The following is a 16,073-nucleotide window of genomic DNA, read 5'->3' as shown; positions in this document are numbered from 1 at the left end:
GACATGTCAAAGTTGGAACGTCAAGGGGGCACCATCATGAACTACCTGCGCAGCTTTCTTCCCTGGATCGCCTTCGCCGTGGTCGCGACCCAGTTCGACTGGCGCTACTCCGCGCTGATCGGCGTCGTGCTCTCCGCGGGCACCCTGCTCTGGGAGCGCCGCAACGACCGAGCATGGGACAGCCTGGTCATCGAACTGAGCGCACTCGGCTTCTTCGTGCTGCTCACCGCGATCGCGTTCGCCTTCCCCGACTCCGCGGTCCGCGACCAGGTGGACCCGCTGTCGTCGGGCTGGCTCGCGCTGACCGCCTGGCTCTCGATCGCGATCAAGAAGCCGTTCACCTTCGGCATCGCCCGCACGATGGTGCCCCGCGAACTCTGGACGAACCCCGTTTTCTTCCGCACCAACGTGATCATCACCGCCGTCTGGGCCGCGAGCTTCACCGTCCACGCGATCGCCGGCGCCATCCTGCTGGCCTACGCGCCGCACGCCACCGCCGCGCTCATCACGATCAAGGTGCTCGGCTTCGCCGTGCCGATCGCGTTCACCGTCCGCTACCCGAAGATCGTCCGCGCCAGGGCGACCGCCCACACCGCACAGTAAGGAACCGCCCCGAAATGGCCACCACCGCTTTCCACCGCACCGGCAACTACGCACCCGTGCACGACGAGCTGACCGCGTACGACCTCGAGGTGACCGGCGCGATCCCGCCGGAGCTCACCGGCTGGTACCTGCGCAACGGCCCGAACCCGCGTGACGAGAACAAGCACTGGTTCATCGGCGAGGGCATGCTGCACGGCGTCCGGCTGGAGAACGGCCGCGCCGCCTGGTACCGCAACCGCTGGGTCAGGACCGAGAGCTTCCTCGACCCCTCCCGCACCATCTACCGCGCCGACGGCAGCCGGGACCTGCACGCCGCCAACGCGAACACGCACATCATCAACCACGCGGGCCGCACGCTCGCGCTCGTCGAGTCCTCGCTGCCGTACGAGGTCACGAACGACCTGGAGACCGTCGGCCCGCACGACTTCGACGGCAGGCTGCGCACGCCGATGACCGCGCACCCGAAGATCTGCCCCACCACCGGGGAGCTGCACTTCTTCGGCTACGACACGCGGCCGCCGTTCCTGACGTATCACCGGGCCGACGCCGAGGGGAACCTCGTCGTGTCGCAGCCGATCGAGGTCGGCGCGCCGACGATGATGCACGACTTCAACCTCACGGCGAACCATGTCGTGTTCATGGACCTGCCGCTGGTGTTCGACCGCGCACTGGCCGGGACCGGCGAGATGCCCTACCGCTGGGACGAGCACTACGGCGCCCGGCTCGGCGTGCTCCGCCGCGACGACCCGGCAGGCGCGGTGCGCTGGTTCACGATCAGCCCGTGCTATGTGTTCCACGCGCTCAACGCCCACGAATCGGGCGACCGGATCGTGCTGTACGTGATCCGGCAGGAACGCACCTGGCACCGCGGCCACGCGGACACCGCTCCCCTGCTCTGGCGCTGGACGATCGACCTCACCACCGGCTCGGTGCGCGAGGAGCAGGTCGACGACGGGCCGTGCGAGTTCCCGCGCATCGACGACCGGCTCGCCGGGCTCGACGCGCGGTTCGGGCACGCGACCGGCACGAACGGGCCGGACGCCGAGGCGCCGACCACGCTGCGCCGGTTCGATCTGCACCGCGGCACCGTCGAGACCTACGACTTCGGCAAGGGCCGTACCCCTGGTGAAGCCGTGTTCGTGCCGTCAGGCGACGGCTCGGACGGCTGGCTGATGACCTACGTCTACGACGCGACGAGGGACGGCAGCGACCTGGTCATCGTCGACCCGACGGACCTGAGCGGTCCGCCGGTCGCCACCGTCCACCTGCCACAGCGGGTGCCCGCGGGCTTCCACGGAAACTGGATCCCTGAGGCTTAGCCGAACTTGCTCTTGGGGCGATCCTGCAGCACCCCGTCGACATAAACGTCGACTTTTTCGTTGAGGAACGACACGAGCCCGATGATCTTCTGACTCTCGGGCAGCGGCGTGTCGTAGCCCCAGACCAGGTCCCGGTGCAGCTCGTCACCGATGCGGACCGAGTGATACCCGGCCGTCCCCTTGTACGGGCAGTGGGTCACCGTGTCGCTCGGTTCCAGCAGGTCGAGCCGGACGTCGGTCTTGGGCAGGTAGTACCGGGTGGGGAGCCCGGTCTCGAACAGCAGGCGCGGGCGGACGGAGTCGGCGACGGTCACGCCGTCGACCTCGATCCGCACGTGCCGCGAGCTGGCGAGGACGTCCACCCGCACACCCGGGTCGCGGGGATGGACGAAAATCTCCTCGTCTTCCTCGAACCACGCGTCCATGGCGTCGAAGTCGAAACGGACGTGCCCGGCGAGCTCTTCGATCGGGGAAGTGTCATAGATCTGCGCCGCGTCAACGGCTTCCCGCTCACCGGCGCGTACGGTCGCGAGTACCGCGTCGCCCCTGCTCGGCGAATGTTTCGTGAGATTCCCACGGATCAGGACTTCACCGGAGACGTCCGCCAGAGGGAAGTAATATGCGGGGAAATAGGGAACTTCCCAGACCATCAGCGGCCGGGTGGTATCGGCGACAACACGCCCGGCGAAAACCACCCGCACCCGTTTGGTCCCGTGCTCTACTCGAACTCGGCCACGCACTGCTGTGTTCATGTCCGGATCAACTCCGAAGGGCCCCGTAGTATTTCGTTGCTCACTAAATACGTGGATTTTGTAAATGTTCTTACCTTCCGCACACTCCTTGCCGATACTTTGTAAGAGTTGAGCCGGGAGAGTCGAGTAGAGAGGGGGCTTGGGTGGTTGGCGTCGAAACCCCGCCGGTGGGCACCCCCGCGGGTATGCGCAAGATCAACCAGCGTGCGGTGCTGGATCTGTTGCGCCGCAACGGTCCGTCAACGCGGCCGCAGGTCGCGAAGGAGACCGGGCTGTCGAAACCCACGGTGAGCCAGGCGTTGCTGGCATTGGAGGCCGCGGGCCTCGCGCGCGCGACCGGGCACACCTCCACCGGCACCGGCCGTTCGGCGGTGCTGTACGAAGCCGACCCGACAGCGGGCTACGTGCTGGGCATCGACATCGGCCGTGAGCACATCAGGGTCGCGGTCGCCGACCTCGGCGGCACGGTCGTCGCCAGGCGCGACGAGCGCAACACGGCGCGGTCAGGGGTGGCTCTGGTCGCCGCCGTCGGCCGCCTCGCGCAGGAAACAGTGCAGGTCGCGGGCCTGCGCCAGGACGACATCGTGTCCAGGGTGCTCGGCAGCCCCGGTGTCGCCGACCCGAACCGCCGCTGCTTCCGGCACGCGCCGAACCTGCCAGGCTGGGGCAAGGCCGGGCTGCTGACCGAACTCGAAGCGGCCGTCGGTCCCGATCTCGTGATCGAAAACGACGCGAACCTCACCGCTGTCGGTGAGTGGGAACAAGGCGCCGCGCGCGGTGTCGACGTGTTCGCGGCCATCACCGTCGGCACCGGTGTCGGCATGGGACTGATGGTGCACGGGGAAGTCTTCCGCGGCGCCACCGGCGCGGCCGGAGAAATCGGTTACCTGCCTTACGGTCAGATGCACGCGAACGACGAACTCGTCGAACCGCCCGCACGCGGCCACCTCGAAGAGGCGACCGCGGCGCAGTCGGTGGTGCGCGGAGCACGCGAACTCGGCCTGGGCACGGCGAAATCCGCGCGCGAGGTTTTCCGATTGGCCCGTGAGGGTGACGAACTGGCCCAGCGAGCGGTCGAAGCCGAAGCGGACCGTTTGGCGTACACGGTCGCGTCCATCGCCGCGGTCATCGATCCGGAACTGGTGGTTCTCAGCGGGGGCATGAGCACCAACGCCGATCTGCTGCGCGAGCCGATGGACCGCGCGCTGCACACGTTCACCCCGCTGGTCCCGACCATTGTCCAAGGTGAACTCGGCGACGACGCCGTGGTGGCCGGCGCGATCTCGGTCGGCCTGCGCGCGGCCGAAGACATCGTGTTCGAACGGCGCGCGGGCTAAGCCTCTTTTTGCCACGCGTGTTTCGCGGTGCTGAGCCGCCACGGAGTGAGTTTGAGCACGCTGTAACCGCCCTCGGGTCCGAGCATGTCCGCGTCGTACCCGAGTGGCGGTTCGGCATTGTCGAAGAACGCGCGCACCTTGTCTTTGTCCGACGGCGCCCACTCGGCGTCGCATTCGGCGACCGCGATCTCGTGCGCCGGATCCCAATACGAGCATGACACGTACGGGTGATTTTCGAGATGCGCCACCTTGAGCGGCGTCGGCCTGGTGAACACCCATCCGGTGACGCTGTCGCCGTCCCGTTCCCAATAGGGATGCACCACCCGCGACCGCGGCCGTCCCCGCCGGTCGACGGTGACCAGCGTGCACCAGACGATCCGATGAGCGACACGGACGAAGTCGTCGAGCAACTCTGAGCTAGGATTCACAACCATGGTTGTGGATGTTACCCCGGAAGACCTCGATCTGTCTCTGGTCTCCTTGTTCGCGGGCTGGGCGCTGACCGACGAAGTCCAGCGCCGGCTCGCCGCCGACGGCTTCACCGAGCTCCGTTTCAACGACGGCGTCGTCTTCCAGCACGTGCTCGCGGGCCCGCTCTCGATCACGGCGCTGGCCACGCGCATGGGCGTCACCCAGCAGGCGGCCTCCAAAGCGGTGGCCGACCTCGAACGCCGTGGCCTCCTCGTCCGCCGCCCCGCCCCCGGCGACGCCCGCACCAAGCTGCTCCACCTGACCCCGCACGGCCAAGCCTCCGTCGAAGCCGCCCGCGCACACCGGGCCGCCCTCGAAGCCGAGCTGACCTCGGCCTTCGGCGAGACCCGCGTCGCCGCGACCCGCGCACTGCTGACCTCGATCATCACCCGCTACGGCTCACTCGACGCCATCCGCACCCGCCGAGTCCGCCCACCCGCCTGACCGGTGATAGCCCGAAAGCCACTTTCGGCAGGTCTTATCTGCCGAAAGTGGCTTTCGGGCTACTCAAGGCGCCGGAGCACCGACCGGGTTGGGGTGGGGGTTGACCGACGGGACCAGGCGCCGGGCGACCGGACGGAGGAAGGTGTTCAGGGTTTCCAAGTCCCCCAAGGGAATCGAGGCGTACGGAACGGCGCCGAGCGCGTCGGTCCGCGCCTCGATGTGGGTGCGCAACGCCAGCCCGGACGGCGTCAGCGAACCCGAGGCGAGCAAGCCACGCGCGGTCAAACGCTCGACTCCCGCGTCCCACTCGGCGTCCGTCCAACCCCGCGCCGGCTGCACCAGTCCCCGGCTCCCGTCGGCGGCGTCGCGCAGCACGTGCGCCTCGACCCCGTCGATGCCCTCGGCCGCGAGTACGGCGTTGTGCCCGTCGCCCCGGTGCTCTCGAAGCACCGTGCACGCGTGCCACAGCGCGCCGACCGGATCGTCGGGCCACGGCAGCGCCGCATTGGCGGCACCCAACGGACGCCCGGCCCACGAAACCGCCGACACGAGCGAACGCAGCGTCCCGAGCACGGGTACTTCGAACGAGCCCAAAACCGCCACCGCGCCCGAAAGCCGGGCTTCCAGCGCCACCGAGGGCGACGCCAGCGACCACACTTCCGGCAACGACCGCGCCAGGAAGCGAGGCGCGAAGTTGTAGAAGACCGCGCTCACCAGGCCGAGCGGCGCCGCACCCAGCGGGGCCGCCCGCATGGCCACGTAGCCGCGCCAGAATCCGCGCAATCCCACCGCTTCGTGCGCCGCGCGGGCTTCCGGCGCGAAGTAGGTGACGTCGTGGATGGTCTCCATGGAGACCCAGAGCGATTTCACGGCTTCATGATCAGGCAGGTGCTCGACGCGGTCGCGAGCAGCTTGCCGTCGGCGTCGCGCAGGTCCGCCTCGGCGAACGCGACGCGCGAACCGGGTTTGACCACCCAGCCGTGCGCGCGGATCTCGCCGGTGTCGCCGTGGATCGCGCGCAGGAAGTTGACCTTCAGCTCGATCGAGGTATAGCCGACGCCCGCGGGCAGTGTCGTGTGGACGGCGCAGCCGATGGCCGAGTCCAGCATGGTGGCCGCGACACCGCCGTGGACCATGCCGATCGGGTTGTACAGCGACTCGTCCGGGGTCGCGGCGAAGATGACGTCGCCGGGCCCGATGATCTTCAGCGTCATGCCGAAGTGCGCCGCGATCGGCGGCTGCGGGATCCGGCCCTCGGCGATGCCGGTCATGTACTCCAGCCCGGACAGCTCACGCCCCGCGCCGGCGGCGGCCAGCGGGTCTTCCCAGGTGATGGTCTTCTCACGCACTGCCATGTCGACTCCCTCTATGACGATCGTCCTAACGATCGGCTAGGACGATCGTCATAGTCAAGGGGTAGGCTCGAACACGTGCCAGATCCCACAACGCGCGACCGCATGGTCACCACCGCGATGGAGCTGTTCCGCCGCGAGGGCTACCCGGCCACGTCATGGCGGCGGCTCATCGAAGCGGCGGGCACACCGTGGGGCTCGGCGTATCACCACTTCCCCGGCGGCAAGGAGGAGCTGGGCGTCGCGGCCATCGAACTCGGCTCACAGGTCGTCACGAAGACCGTCGAGCGCGCCTTCGAGAAGCACGAACGCACCGAGGACGCGATCCGCTGGTGGTTCGGCAAGGCGGCCCAGTCACTCGCCGCCGACGACTATCGCGGCGGCTGCCCGCTCGCCACCATCACCCTCGAGATGGCGCACGCGTCCGAGAAACTCACCGAAGCCGCCGGGCAAGCGTTTGCCACCTGGCACAAGCTGCTGGTGACGAAGCTCCGCGAGCGCGGCCACGAGGATCCAGACGACCTGGCGATCGCCATCATGAACAACCTCGAAGGCGCGCTGCTGCTGAGCCGGATCCACCGCTCGCCCGACGCGCTGGACCGGGCGGTCGACCACGTCGTGGCTATCATTCAGCGGTGAACACCGAGCGACGGCTGATCGACCCCGAGCGGGTCGAAGCGGCGCTCGCCGGCCTCGGCGACCGCAGTGTCGTCGACGAATGGGCGCGGCGGTTCTCCCTCGTCGCGGACCCGTCCCGGCTGACCTTGCTCGTGTGCATCCACTACGCCAAGGAGATCTCCGTTTCGGATCTCGCCGTGGCCGCCGAGATGACCGACTCGGCCGTTTCGCAGGCGCTGCGCCTGTTGCGCGCGCACGGCCTCGTCACACCGCACCGCACCGGCCGCGTCGTCCGCTACCGGCTCGCCGACGCCACGGTGCACGACCTCATCCACCTGGTCCGGCCGCATCCAACGGGGTAACCGCTCCCCCGCGAGACGACTCTCGGTCACCGTCGCGGCGCAATGGACTGAAAGCTCCCCAAGCCTGGTTGTGCCGGCCAGGCAACGGTTCTACCGTCGAATCGAACCGATAGTGGAGGCTCGGCAATGAAGCCACGGGTCCTGGTAGCGGGCATCGGCAACATCTTCCTCGGCGACGACGGTTTCGGCATCGAGGTGCTCAAGGAATTGGAGCACGTCAAACTGCCCGACTGGGTCCAGATCGCCGACTACGGCATCAGCGGCACACACCTCGCCTACGACCTACTCGGCGGTTACGACACGACGATCCTCATCGATGCCGCACCCCGCGGCGACGCGCCGGGCACGATCTACCTGCTCGAGGCCGACGTCGAAGAGCTGTCGAAGTCGAACCTGCGCCCCGACGCGCACGGCATGCAGCCCGACGCGGTGTTCCGCCTGCTCAGCATGCTCGGCGGCGACGCGGGCCGGGTGCTGGTGGTCGGCTGCGAGCCTGCCACCACTGGCAGCGGCCTCGGCCTGAGCGCCGCCGTCGAAGCGGCGGTGCCCGAAGCGGTCCGCATCGTCGTCGAACTGGCCTGGGGCATGAGCTCTCGGCTCCGCTCACCCGAAATCCCCGCGACACCAGGCGCACTCGCGTAATCAGTGGGAGTCGCCGGTAGCCGGTAGCGTCGAGGCATGCTGGGACTTCCCGACGCCGTGTCCGCACTGCTGTTCGACCTCGACGGCGTGCTGACCGGAACGGCCGCACTGCACAAGGAAGCGTGGAAGCAGACCTTCGACGAGTTCCTGGTGAAACACGGCATACCGGACGAGCCGTTCACCGACCACGACTATGCCGCCTACGTGGACGGCAAGCCGCGCGCCGACGGCGTCCGCTCGTTCCTCGCCGCACGGACCATCAGCCTGCCCGAGGGCGAGCCCGACGACGGGCCCGACGCCATGACCGTCAACGGCCTCGGGAATCGCAAGAACGAACTCGTGCTCCGCATCATCGAAGACCGTGGTGTCGCGCCGTACGAGGGATCGCGGCGCTACCTCGAAGCGGCGCGGGACAACGGACTGAAGATCGGCGTGGTCACCTCGTCGGCCAATGGCGCGAAGGTGCTCGACGCCGCCGGGCTGACGCCGTTCGTCCAGGCCAGGATCGACGGCATCACACTGCGCGAGCAGAACCTCCGCGGCAAACCCGCGCCCGACTCGTTTCTCGCCGGCGCGCGGGCGCTGGGTGTCGAAGCGCGGCACGCCGCCGTGTTCGAGGACGCGCTCGCCGGGGTCGAAGCGGGCCGTGCGGGCGAGTTCGGGTACGTCGTCGGGGTGAACCGGGCGAACCAGGCGAAGGAATTGACCGAACACGGCGCCGACGTCGTGGTCGACGACCTGGCCGAGCTGCTGGAGGAAGCGTGACCGAGGAACACGGCTACGAAGTCTCGCCGTGGGAACTCCGCTGGCGAGGACTCGACGTCGACGCGCTGCAGCGGACGGAATCCACGTTCGCGCTGTCCAACGGCCACATCGGGCTGCGCGGCACGCTCGAAGAGGCCGAACCCCGCGGACTGCCCGGCACCTACCTCAACGGGTTCTACGAGGAGCACGCGCTGCCGTACGCGGAGGGCGGCTACGGCTACCCCGAGGCGGGGCAGACCGTGGTCAACGTGACCGACGGCAAGATCATCCGGCTGCTGGTCGAGGACGAACCACTCGACATGCGCTACGGCGAGGCCATCGAGCACGACCGGGTGCTGGACTTCCGCACCGGAACGCTGACCCGCTCGACCGTGTGGGCCTCCCCCACCGGCAGGCGGGTCCGCGTGCGTACGCAGCGGCTCGTGTCGTTCACCCAGCGCGCGGTGGCGGCGATCAGGTACGAGGTCGAACCGCTCGACGACGAACTCCAGCTCGTCGCCCAGTCCGACCTGCTCGCCAACGAGCCGATCGAGTCCGACACGAAAGACCCACGCGTCGCGGCGGCACTGGAGTCACCGTTGGTCGCGGAATTGGCCTCCGCCAAGGATTATCACGCCGTCCTCGTCCACCGGACGCGTGTCTCCGGCTTGCGGATGGCCGCGGCGATGGACCACAAACTCGACGTCGGCAACGGGCTGCGCGTCCGGATCGAGGCGGAGGAAGACCTCGCCAGGCTCACCGTCGCCGCCGACGTGCCCCAGGGCGAGAAGTTCACCATCACCAAGTTCATCGCATACGGCTGGTCGGGAACGCGCTCCATCCCCGCCGTCCGCGCGCAGGTCGAAGCCGCGCTCGCCGGCGCGCGGCAGACCGGCTGGAAGGGACTGCTCGCCGAGCAGAAGGAGTTCCTCGACGACTTCTGGGCCACCGCCGACATCCAGATCGACGGCGACCAGCAGTTGCAGCAGGCGGTGCGCTTCGCGTTGTTCCACCTGCTGCAGGCCGGCGCGCGCGGCGAAAGCCGGGCGATACCCGGCAAGGGCCTCACCGGCCCCGGTTACGACGGACATGCCTTCTGGGACACCGAATCCTTCGTGCTTCCCGTGCTGACGTACACGATGCCGGACGCGGTACGCGACGCGCTCCGCTGGCGTCACTCCACATTGGACAAAGCACGCGAGCGCGCCGTCCAGCTCGGCCTCCGCGGCGCCGCGTTCCCCTGGCGCACCATCGACGGCGCCGAATGTTCGGCGTACTGGCCAGCGGGCACGGCGGCCTTCCACGTCAGCGCCGACATCGCCGACGCGGTCATCCGCTACCTCAACGCGACCGGCGACGAGGATTTCGACCGCCACTACGCCACTGAAATCCTGCTCGAGACAGCACGCCTGTGGCTCTCACTCGGACACCACGACCGTCACGGCGGATTCCGCATCGACGGCGTGACCGGCCCCGACGAGTACTCGGCCGTCGCCGACAACAACGTCTACACGAACCTGATGGCCCAACGGAATCTGCGCGCGGCGGCGGCCGCCTGCGAGCGCCACCCGGAGGTGGCCGCGCATTTCGCGGTGGACGGCGAAGAGATCGGCACCTGGCGCGCCGCGGCCGACGAGATGGTCATCCCCTACGACGAAGCACTCGGCGTGCATCCGCAGTCCGAGGGCTTCACCCGCCACGCGGACTGGGACTTCGCCGCGACCCCGCCCGAGCACTACCCGCTGCTGTTGAACTACCCGTATTTCGACCTGTACCGCAAGCAGGTCGTCAAGCAGGCCGACCTCGTGCTCGCACTGCACATGTGCGGCGATTCGTTCACCGCGGACGAGAAAGCCCGCAACTTCGCCTACTACGAGGCCCGCACGGTCCGCGACTCATCGCTGTCCGCTGGCACGCAGGCCGTACTCGCCGCGGAGACCGGTCACCTCTCACTCGCGTTCCACTACCTCGCCGAGGCCGCGCTGACCGACTTGCACGACGTGCACAACAACGTGCGCAACGGTCTGCACATGGCCTCGCTGGCCGGAGCTTGGCTCGGCGTCGTGGCGGGCTTCGGCGGCCTGCGGGACCACGGCGGAAACCTGACGCTTTCACCGCGCCTGCCCGCTCAGCTCACCAAGATCGCGTTCCGGGTCTGCTTCCGGAGCACGCGGTTCTCCGTCGAGATCCACGACGGCCAGGCGACCTACCTGTTGCTGGACGGCGAGCCGCTCGAACTCACCCACCACGGCGAGCGGTTCCTGCTCGACGGCGAACCGGTCAACCTGCCGATCCCGAAGACCAAGCCGGGCGACCCGCCACCGCAGCCGTTCGGACGGGCGCCCTTGCGGCACTAGATGTCCTGGTTGTAGACGATCTCGTAGAGATGGCCGCCTTTGATCAGCACCGAGGCTTCCACCGGGTACGCGTTGTCGCTGTAGATGACGCGGAGCTGGCGAATGACCGGAGTGCTCATCGGCAGGTGAAGGGCTTCGACCTCGGCTGTGGTGGGTGCCCGCGACGAGACACGGTCGGTGAAGTTCCGCTGTGGGTACCCGAGATCCGCGAGTGCCCGTGGCGCGCCGCCGCGGATCTTCACGCGCTTGGCCAGGGCGGTACCGGCAGCAAGGGCACTCGGGTAGTACGAAGCGGACAGCTCGATGGGCACATCGTCACGGAGAAGGACGCGACGCCGGACAACGGTGCTCGCGTCTTCCTCAAGGCGGAGTTCTCGCGCCACGTCGGCAGGCGGCAGCACCTCGCGCACCTCGAGCAGCTCGTAGCGGTAGTCACCACTGTCCGGGTCGATGTACGCCGTGGCGTCGATGACGATCGGGCGGACACTGCGGACGAAGACACCTTTGCCCGCCTGGCCGACGAGGTAGCCCTCACCTTTCAGCGCGGCGAGCGCACGCTGCACCGTGCTCGTCGGCGCCGCGTACCTCGCCATGAGCTGCGCCGTCGAAGGCAACTGTGCGTGCGGCGGCAGATCTCCCGAGGCGATCTGGGCTCGCAGATCCGCGGCGATCTGGAGATGCCGAGGACGGGTGTCGCGCGGATCAGGCAAGTCCCAAGCTCCGTTTCCGGGAAGTGGCCGGGCTCAAAACGAGAGCTCGTAGCGCAGTCGGCGACCGGACCCTGTCATCGTCATGATGCTCGCCTCGACAGGCTGATCATCGGCTGTCAGCAGAACACGGAACAGCATCAGCACACTGGCCGGATCGGGCAGCCGCAACGCGGCCCGCTCATGCGCATCGGCCAACCGTGAGCCGACGTCCTCACGAAGGCGGTGCGGCGGGTAACCAAGTTCGGCCAGGTGCGCGACAGCGCCACCGGGGATCTTCCGTGCGTCGGCGAGCCGCGTGCCTTGCGCGATCGCGCTCGGGTAGTAGGAGTCGGCCAGCTCGACTGGATGATCGTCGAGCAGTACCAGCCTCCGCCGCACAGTGACGTTCTCGCCTGGTTTCAGACGCAGCATTTCGGCGACTTCCGCCGACGCCGGCTCTTCGGCGACGCCGAGAAGCTTGTGCGTGCCTTTGCGGGAGTGCTGTGCGGCTTCCACAGCCCAAGCGTCGCCGACTTCACCGGTGACATAGGGCATGGACACACTGACCCAGGTGTCGTCAGCGCTCATCGGGCAACTCTCGCACACCGGCACCTTAACGGTAGAAGAGCGACTTCGAGCGTCACCCTGACGAACTATACCGCTTTATCGAAATAGCAGTAAGGTTGTCGGTATGACTTCACCACATGCCCCCGCAGGCTTTCTGGACGACCCGCTGGCCGCTCACAGCGCGCAGTTCCCGCTGTCGCGTGGCTCGATCACGTCCGGCCCCACCGAAGAGCCATCGCCCACCGGGATTCGCCCGTGGGGACTGCTGCGGATGAGCCCGATGCCGGTGTCATCGGTGGCAGGCCGGGGAGACCCGACGGCGGAGACCACGGGCAGCATGGACGGTTCCGAAGGTGACCCGTCGGAGGACTACCACAACGACTGATGGCAGTACTCGTCTTGGCGGAAGAGCGGGACGCGACCGCCGACAAGATGGTCCTTGCTTTACGGGACCGCGAAGCCGTGGTGCACCGGTTGAACACAGCCTGGTTCCCCGAGCGGCTGAGCATCTCCGCGCGGCTGCGAGACGGCCGATGGTCCGGCCGGCTCCGAACAGAACACCATGTCGTCGAGCTGGCGGACATACATTCGATCTGGTACCGATCACCCAAGGCGTACTGTTTTCCACGCGGTTTGAACAGCGCCGAACAGGAACACGCGAAGACAGAGGCCAAATATGGCATCGGTGGTGTCTTGATGTCCCTGCCCGTGCTGTGGGTCAACCACCCCGCACGCCTGGCCTGCTCGGCCTACAAGCCGCACCAGCTCGCGGTCGCGGCACGAAGCGGACTGCGCGTGGCCGACACGCTGATCACCAACTGCCCCGATGCCACGGCCGAGTTCGCCTCCGCGGGCCCGATCGTGACCAAGATGCTCGGCGCGGTGTCCATCGTGGAGAACGGTGAGCGGAAATTCGCGCACACCCGCTTGCTGAGCGGCGCTGATCTGGCGGATCTACGCGGTGTCGCGGTGACCGCGCACCAATTCCAGCGATGGATCCCCAAGTCTCACGAGGCTCGGTTGTTCGTCATCGGCGCACAAGTCACGGCGGCCGCGATCCACGCCCACACCGACGCGGCCCACGTCGACTGGCGGACGGGCTATGCCAGCAACACCTACGAGCTGATCGAGGCGCCGACCGGAGTCGTGGAAGCCGTTCGCAGGCTCATGACCGAACTCGGCCTGGTGTACGGCGCCTTGGATTTCGTGATCGGCCCACACGGCGAATGGACCTTTCTGGAGATCAACGCCGGTGGCCAGTACGGCTGGATCGAGAGCGCGACCGGAGCACCACTGACAGACCAACTCGCCGACCTCCTCACGAGAGGCTTGCCGTGACGATCACCGAGCCCGACTGGACCGCGCACGCGCGCGGCCTCGCCGACCTGCTGCGGGATCGCGGCGCCATCGTCTCACCGCGATGGCACGCGGCATTCGCGGCCGTGCCTCGGCATTCCTTCATCCACCGCGTGTACGAACAGGACAGCGACAGCCGCTGGATCCACTGGGACGCCGAGACCCACTGGGACCGGGTCTATGCGCCGAAGACCTTGGTGACCGCCTTGGACGACCGACGCGGTCACCCGGAACCCGCGTCATCGAGCACGAATCCCGAACTGATGGCACGGATGCTCGAAAACCTCGACATTCACGACGGGCATCGAGTGCTGGAAATCGGTACCGGCACCGGTTACAACGCCGCTCTGCTGAGTCATCGCCTCGGCGACGGCAACGTCTTCTCCGTGGACATCGACGCGCGGCTCGTCGAACTTGCCCGGAAGAACCTGAGCGACGCCGGCTATCGCCCGACCCTCGCCGCCGTCGACGGCGGACTCGGACTGGCCCAGCACGCGCCGTACGACCACATTCTCGCGACTTGCTCCGTGCCCGCCGTACCCAAGGCTTGGCTAGACCAACTCACCGACCACGCAAGCATTCTCGTGGATCTCAAACGTGCCACCGGTGCGGGAAACCTCGTACACCTCCACCGTCAAGGCGCGGGCAGGGCCGAGGGCCGATTCGTGGCGAGGTTCGCGTCATTCATGGCGATGCGGCACAACGACGACGACGCCGTCGCGATACCCCGAGCCGACGATGCACCCGGCGAACGACGTTTCACGACCGAGGCCCCGACGCTTCCTTGGGCAGAGCCGGTGCTGTGGTTCCTCGCTCAGCTCAGCGGCCTCCCGCGGGACATCACATTCGGCACTCTGCTCAGCCCGGAGAGACGGCCCTACGCGGCCACCATAACCTCGGCGGACGGGTCGTGGGCGCGCGTCGACCTCGCCGACCGGACGGTGACCGAAGCGGGGCCCAGCTCGCTGTGGCTACCGGTCGAGCGGGCCCACCGACTGTGGACAGCCGCAGACCACCCCGGCTGGCCGCGTCTCGGGCTGACAGTCGACGCCGATGGGCGGAACACGGTCTGGCTCGATTCCCCCGCCGCGCGGCAAAACTGGGTGCTGAGCGCTAGTTAGGCACGTCGTCGGTGTTGGGCGGGTCGTCGACCTCTTTGGTGCCACCGGTGCCTACATCGCGGTTCGGTACCGAGGGGACCTCGGTGTTGAGCGGCGGCGTGTGTAGCGGCGGCAGCTCTTCGTCTTCGTCCTGCTTGCGGGATTCGTGTTCGCGCATGACAACCACCTTAGGTCGTGTTTCTTGGATCTGGTGCGTGAGAGCCGTGATCCAGGTTGTTCCTGGCGGTGCCGTGGCATCGCCCTCGTACCGGGTTGTACTCGGGTGATGCCGCGGTGCCGCCAGGGACGACCTGGGCGCGGCTATCGCGTACCCGATCCAATAAACACGACCTTAAGCAGCTTGGAGCTTTCCCAGCCGTTCCGGACGTACTCCGTCCAGCATGCCCAATAACAAGCCTTCACGGGTGGACCATGGGCAGACCGAGATTCGCCCCGCCGAGACCGTCAGCAGCACTTCGGCGATGATCGCGCCGGCCAACGCCTGGTGCGCGCGCTGCCGGGTGATGCCGGGAAGCTCGGCGCGGCGGGCCGGTGGAAGCACGGCGAGGCGCGGGATCCACTTGCGGAGGTCGTCCAGTGCCAGTTCCTGGCCACGGCCGGGCCGCGCGCCCGCGAGGCGGGCGAGCTGGTTCAGCACCTTCGAACAACCGACGGCGCGGTATTCCTTGAGGGACACGTCGTCGAGGGCCGCGCGGACCTCGGCCAAGGCGTGCTCGCGCAGTGCGGCGATGCGCTTGGGGGTGGCGATCTCGTGGGGCAGCCAATCGCGGGTCATCGAGCGGGCGCCGAGCGGGAGTGAACGGGCGAAGGAGGCCTGTTCTCCTTGTCCTGCCGCGAGTTCGACGGTTCCGCCGCCGATGTCCAAGACGAGCAGCGGGCCGGAGCAGGCGCCGTACCAGCGGCGGGCCGCCACGTAGGTGAGCTCGGCTTCCCTTCTGCCGGAAAGAAAACGGAGGCGGACGCCGGTCTGCTTGGCCACTTCGGCGACGACTTCTTCGGCGTTGACGGCGTCGCGGATGGACGACGTGGCGAAGGAGTAGACCTCGGGGACGTCGTTCTTCTCCGCGACCTTGGCCGCGGCGCAGACGGCCGCCGAGATGGCCGCGATGCCCCTGGGTCTGAGTTTGCCTTCGGCGTCGAGGTCGCGGTCGAGGCGCAGCCGGGTCTGGTGGGTCAGCATCGGCTCGAGCGGCGACCCACCCCTCGGGAGCACCACGAGCCGGGCGCTGAACGATCCGACGTCCAGCACCCCCACCATGTCAGCGACAGCACGCCGCATCGAGCACCTCTTTCCTAACCCGTGACCCCCAGTAGTCGCGAACCACGGAGGGTCACAAGC

20 protein-coding genes are annotated in these 16,073 nt (G+C 68.0%); 12 read left to right on the top strand and 8 right to left on the bottom strand.

All coding sequences use genetic code 11. From position 1 onward, the window contains the following. Positions 1 to 36 precede the first annotated feature (36 nt). Both AB5J62_RS12300 and AB5J62_RS12295 read left to right on the top strand, forming a co-directional pair. Entirely contained in the window at positions 37 to 603 is a 567-nt protein-coding gene (locus tag AB5J62_RS12300; protein WP_370948336.1) for a hypothetical protein, read from the top strand. Between the two features lie 14 nt (positions 604 to 617). Then, complete coding sequence (locus AB5J62_RS12295; protein ID WP_370948335.1) at positions 618 to 1,922, top strand: carotenoid oxygenase family protein; 1,305 nt, start codon at positions 618 to 620, stop codon at positions 1,920 to 1,922. Here the strand turns inward: AB5J62_RS12295 and AB5J62_RS12290 are convergent. Beyond that, positions 1,919 to 2,674: a DUF427 domain-containing protein gene (locus AB5J62_RS12290; RefSeq protein WP_370948334.1), complete on the bottom strand. Its 756-nt coding sequence runs from the start codon at positions 2,672 to 2,674 to the stop codon at positions 1,919 to 1,921. The genes AB5J62_RS12295 and AB5J62_RS12290 overlap by 4 nt on opposite strands. Before the next feature lie 143 nt (positions 2,675 to 2,817). Here AB5J62_RS12290 and AB5J62_RS12285 point away from each other — a divergent pair, with 143 nt between their 5' ends. Then, positions 2,818 to 4,011, top strand: a complete 1,194-nt coding sequence (locus tag AB5J62_RS12285) for an ROK family protein (RefSeq protein WP_370948333.1) — start codon at positions 2,818 to 2,820, stop codon at positions 4,009 to 4,011. On the opposite strand, the gene AB5J62_RS12280 is transcribed toward AB5J62_RS12285, so the two are convergent. Next, complete coding sequence (locus tag AB5J62_RS12280) at positions 4,008 to 4,445, bottom strand: pyridoxamine 5'-phosphate oxidase family protein (RefSeq protein ID WP_370948332.1); 438 nt, start codon at positions 4,443 to 4,445, stop codon at positions 4,008 to 4,010. The genes AB5J62_RS12285 and AB5J62_RS12280 overlap by 4 nt on opposite strands. On the opposite strand from AB5J62_RS12280, the gene AB5J62_RS12275 reads away from it, so the two are divergent. Continuing rightward, positions 4,444 to 4,926: a MarR family winged helix-turn-helix transcriptional regulator gene (locus AB5J62_RS12275; protein WP_370948331.1), complete on the top strand. Its 483-nt coding sequence runs from the start codon at positions 4,444 to 4,446 to the stop codon at positions 4,924 to 4,926. The two genes, AB5J62_RS12280 and AB5J62_RS12275, sit on opposite strands and share 2 nt — an antisense overlap. Positions 4,927 to 4,989: 63 nt before the next feature. Here AB5J62_RS12275 and AB5J62_RS12270 read toward each other — a convergent pair whose 3' ends face one another. After that, positions 4,990 to 5,796, bottom strand: a complete 807-nt coding sequence (locus AB5J62_RS12270; protein WP_370948330.1) for a hypothetical protein — start codon at positions 5,794 to 5,796, stop codon at positions 4,990 to 4,992. Continuing rightward, positions 5,793 to 6,281: a PaaI family thioesterase gene (locus tag AB5J62_RS12265; protein WP_370948329.1), complete on the bottom strand. Its 489-nt coding sequence runs from the start codon at positions 6,279 to 6,281 to the stop codon at positions 5,793 to 5,795. Before AB5J62_RS12265 ends, AB5J62_RS12270 begins: the two co-directional genes overlap by 4 nt. 75 nt (positions 6,282 to 6,356) lie before the next feature. Here AB5J62_RS12265 and AB5J62_RS12260 point away from each other — a divergent pair, with 75 nt between their 5' ends. The 5 genes from AB5J62_RS12260 to AB5J62_RS12240 all read left to right on the top strand — a co-directional run bounded on the left by AB5J62_RS12260 (position 6,357) and on the right by AB5J62_RS12240 (position 11,001). Further along, a complete protein-coding gene (locus AB5J62_RS12260) occupies positions 6,357 to 6,917 on the top strand; it encodes a TetR/AcrR family transcriptional regulator (RefSeq protein ID WP_370948328.1) in 561 nt (186 codons plus the stop codon). Continuing rightward, positions 6,914 to 7,258 (top strand): ArsR/SmtB family transcription factor, encoded by a 345-nt coding sequence (locus tag AB5J62_RS12255; RefSeq protein ID WP_370948327.1) that lies wholly within the window; start codon positions 6,914 to 6,916, stop codon positions 7,256 to 7,258. Before AB5J62_RS12260 ends, AB5J62_RS12255 begins: the two co-directional genes overlap by 4 nt. 126 nt (positions 7,259 to 7,384) lie before the next feature. Continuing rightward, the gene (locus AB5J62_RS12250) at positions 7,385 to 7,900 is read left to right on the top strand and encodes a hydrogenase maturation protease (RefSeq protein ID WP_370948326.1); all 516 of its coding nucleotides are present in this window, start codon (positions 7,385 to 7,387) and stop codon (positions 7,898 to 7,900) included. A 36-nt stretch (positions 7,901 to 7,936) separates the two neighbouring features. Continuing rightward, a complete protein-coding gene (locus tag AB5J62_RS12245) occupies positions 7,937 to 8,665 on the top strand; it encodes an HAD family hydrolase (protein ID WP_370948325.1) in 729 nt (242 codons plus the stop codon). Beyond that, positions 8,662 to 11,001 carry a glycoside hydrolase family 65 protein gene (locus AB5J62_RS12240; RefSeq protein WP_370948324.1) on the top strand — a complete coding sequence of 780 codons (2,340 nt, stop codon included), beginning with the start codon at positions 8,662 to 8,664 and terminating at the stop codon, positions 10,999 to 11,001. The genes AB5J62_RS12245 and AB5J62_RS12240 overlap by 4 nt, the downstream gene beginning before the upstream one ends. On the opposite strand, the gene AB5J62_RS12235 is transcribed toward AB5J62_RS12240, so the two are convergent. Beyond that, complete coding sequence (locus AB5J62_RS12235) at positions 10,998 to 11,711, bottom strand: GntR family transcriptional regulator (RefSeq protein ID WP_370948323.1); 714 nt, start codon at positions 11,709 to 11,711, stop codon at positions 10,998 to 11,000. The two genes, AB5J62_RS12240 and AB5J62_RS12235, sit on opposite strands and share 4 nt — an antisense overlap. A gap of 33 nt (positions 11,712 to 11,744) precedes the next feature. Then, positions 11,745 to 12,278, bottom strand: coding sequence for a GntR family transcriptional regulator (locus AB5J62_RS12230; protein WP_370948322.1), 534 nt, complete (start codon positions 12,276 to 12,278; stop codon positions 11,745 to 11,747). A gap of 103 nt (positions 12,279 to 12,381) precedes the next feature. Between AB5J62_RS12230 and AB5J62_RS12225 the strand changes: the two genes are divergently transcribed. Genes AB5J62_RS12225 through AB5J62_RS12215 form a run of 3 tightly spaced genes read left to right on the top strand, consistent with a single transcriptional unit; the run spans position 12,382 to position 14,734 of the window. Continuing rightward, a complete protein-coding gene (locus AB5J62_RS12225; protein ID WP_370948321.1) occupies positions 12,382 to 12,642 on the top strand; it encodes a hypothetical protein in 261 nt (86 codons plus the stop codon). Continuing rightward, positions 12,642 to 13,595 carry an ATP-grasp ribosomal peptide maturase gene (gene tgmB, locus AB5J62_RS12220; RefSeq protein WP_370948320.1) on the top strand — a complete coding sequence of 318 codons (954 nt, stop codon included), beginning with the start codon at positions 12,642 to 12,644 and terminating at the stop codon, positions 13,593 to 13,595. The genes AB5J62_RS12225 and tgmB overlap by 1 nt, the downstream gene beginning before the upstream one ends. After that, on the top strand, positions 13,592 to 14,734 hold the full coding sequence (locus AB5J62_RS12215) for a methyltransferase domain-containing protein (RefSeq protein ID WP_370948319.1): 1,143 nt from the start codon (positions 13,592 to 13,594) through the stop codon (positions 14,732 to 14,734). The genes tgmB and AB5J62_RS12215 overlap by 4 nt, the downstream gene beginning before the upstream one ends. Here AB5J62_RS12215 and AB5J62_RS12210 read toward each other — a convergent pair. Both AB5J62_RS12210 and AB5J62_RS12205 read right to left on the bottom strand, forming a co-directional pair. Next, complete coding sequence (locus tag AB5J62_RS12210; protein ID WP_370948318.1) at positions 14,727 to 14,891, bottom strand: hypothetical protein; 165 nt, start codon at positions 14,889 to 14,891, stop codon at positions 14,727 to 14,729. The two genes, AB5J62_RS12215 and AB5J62_RS12210, sit on opposite strands and share 8 nt — an antisense overlap. Before the next feature lie 174 nt (positions 14,892 to 15,065). Then, positions 15,066 to 16,013, bottom strand: a complete 948-nt coding sequence (locus AB5J62_RS12205) for a Ppx/GppA phosphatase family protein (protein WP_370948317.1) — start codon at positions 16,011 to 16,013, stop codon at positions 15,066 to 15,068. Positions 16,014 to 16,073: the final 60 nt, after the last annotated feature.

Source organism: Amycolatopsis sp. cg5, from assembly GCF_041346955.1.
Classification (GTDB): domain Bacteria; phylum Actinomycetota; class Actinomycetes; order Mycobacteriales; family Pseudonocardiaceae; genus Amycolatopsis.
This window is presented reverse-complemented; position numbering and strand designations above follow the sequence as displayed.

Excerpts from the sequence above, each read along its gene's own strand:
- AB5J62_RS12300 (WP_370948336.1), top strand. The coding sequence starts at position 37 with ATGAACTACCTGCGCAGCTTTCTTCCCTGGATCGCCTTCGCCGTGGTC.
- AB5J62_RS12295 (WP_370948335.1), top strand. The coding sequence starts at position 618 with ATGGCCACCACCGCTTTCCACCGCACCGGCAACTACGCACCCGTGCAC.
- AB5J62_RS12290 (WP_370948334.1), bottom strand. The coding sequence starts at position 2,674 with ATGAACACAGCAGTGCGTGGCCGAGTTCGAGTAGAGCACGGGACCAAA.
- AB5J62_RS12275 (WP_370948331.1), top strand. The coding sequence starts at position 4,444 with ATGGTTGTGGATGTTACCCCGGAAGACCTCGATCTGTCTCTGGTCTCC.
- AB5J62_RS12280 (WP_370948332.1), bottom strand. The coding sequence starts at position 4,445 with ATGGTTGTGAATCCTAGCTCAGAGTTGCTCGACGACTTCGTCCGTGTC.
- AB5J62_RS12265 (WP_370948329.1), bottom strand. The coding sequence starts at position 6,281 with ATGGCAGTGCGTGAGAAGACCATCACCTGGGAAGACCCGCTGGCCGCC.
- AB5J62_RS12250 (WP_370948326.1), top strand. The coding sequence starts at position 7,385 with ATGAAGCCACGGGTCCTGGTAGCGGGCATCGGCAACATCTTCCTCGGC.
- AB5J62_RS12245 (WP_370948325.1), top strand. The coding sequence starts at position 7,937 with ATGCTGGGACTTCCCGACGCCGTGTCCGCACTGCTGTTCGACCTCGAC.
- AB5J62_RS12230 (WP_370948322.1), bottom strand. The coding sequence starts at position 12,278 with ATGAGCGCTGACGACACCTGGGTCAGTGTGTCCATGCCCTATGTCACC.
- AB5J62_RS12225 (WP_370948321.1), top strand. The coding sequence starts at position 12,382 with ATGACTTCACCACATGCCCCCGCAGGCTTTCTGGACGACCCGCTGGCC.
- tgmB (WP_370948320.1), top strand. The coding sequence starts at position 12,642 with ATGGCAGTACTCGTCTTGGCGGAAGAGCGGGACGCGACCGCCGACAAG.
- AB5J62_RS12210 (WP_370948318.1), bottom strand. The coding sequence starts at position 14,891 with ATGCGCGAACACGAATCCCGCAAGCAGGACGAAGACGAAGAGCTGCCG.
- AB5J62_RS12205 (WP_370948317.1), bottom strand. The coding sequence starts at position 16,013 with ATGCGGCGTGCTGTCGCTGACATGGTGGGGGTGCTGGACGTCGGATCG.